The following is a 1115-nucleotide window of genomic DNA, read 5'->3' as shown; positions in this document are numbered from 1 at the left end:
TGTTGTGGGTCATGAGGTTCTTGCCACGGGGTACGGGCTGAGATGAGACGAGTGGGCCTCTCCCGCAGGATGGAAGTTCCTACACCACCGACCTGCCCGAGAAGACCCACTCATGACTCACGCTAACGCACCCCTGACCCCCACTGGCCGACTCAGGATGGTCCACCGCCACCTGCACGACGGGATCCCGCAGGCACACGTGGCCGCCGAGTTCCGGGTGAGCCGGCCCACGGTGGCCACCTGGGTCGCCCGCTACCGCGCCCAGGGAGAAGCCGGCCTTCAGGACCTGCCCAGCCGGCCGCACCGTTCACCTGCCCAGCTCGATCCGGTCCTGGTCGCCCAGATCCACGCCCTGCGGCGGGAGCGCAAGTGGTCCGCACGGCGCATCCATCACCACCTCGTCTCCGAGGGCCACCGGGTGTGTCTTCGTACCGTGGGACGGTGGCTGCACCGACTCGGGATCTCCCGCCTACGGGACCTGACCCCGGCCGGAGAAGACCTGCGCCAACGACCCCAGAAGATCACCGCGAGAGGGCCGGGGCACATGGTGCACCTGGATGTGAAGAAGATCGGGAAGATCCCAGACGGGGGCGGTTGGCGCACCCACGGACGTGAAAGTGAAGCAGGCCGTGCTTCCAAGCGTGGTGCAGGCCGGCGGGTCGGCTACACCTACCTGCACTCGGCGATCGACGGGTTCACCCGGCTGGCCTACACCGAAGCGTTGGAGGACGAGCGGGCGGCCACGACCGTGAGCTTCTACTGCCGGGCGAGGGCGTTCTTCGCCGCCCACGGCATCACCGTGGACCGGGTGATCACGGACAACGGAAACAACTACCGGGCTGCGGACTTCACCGCGAAGGTGGTCTCGCTCGGGGGCCGGCATCACCGGATCCGGCCCTACACCCCGCGCCATAACGGGAAGGTGGAGAGGTACAACCGGCTGATGGTCGATGAGGTCATCTACGCCCGCCCCTACACCTCAGAGCAGGCTCGGCGTGAGGCCCTGGCGGTGTGGGTGAACCACTACAACTACCATCGGCCTCATACCTCCTGCGGGGACGCCCCGCCAACCTCGTTGGCACCGGCCCGAGTCAACAACGTCATGCCCTCCTACA

General features: G+C 67.3%; 1 protein-coding gene. It reads left to right on the top strand.

All coding sequences use genetic code 11. The annotated features are described in order from the left end of the window. Window positions 1–112 precede the first annotated feature (112 nt). Window positions 113–1115, top strand: a 1003-nt coding sequence (locus J1M40_RS11830; RefSeq protein ID WP_206450816.1) for an IS481 family transposase, incomplete at its 3' end; no start/stop codon positions are given.

The organism is Micrococcus sp. KRD026, assembly GCF_017168445.1.
GTDB lineage: Bacteria > Actinomycetota > Actinomycetes > Actinomycetales > Micrococcaceae > Micrococcus > Micrococcus luteus.
Note: the sequence above shows the minus strand (reverse complement) of the source record. Positions and strands in the feature narration are given on the sequence as shown.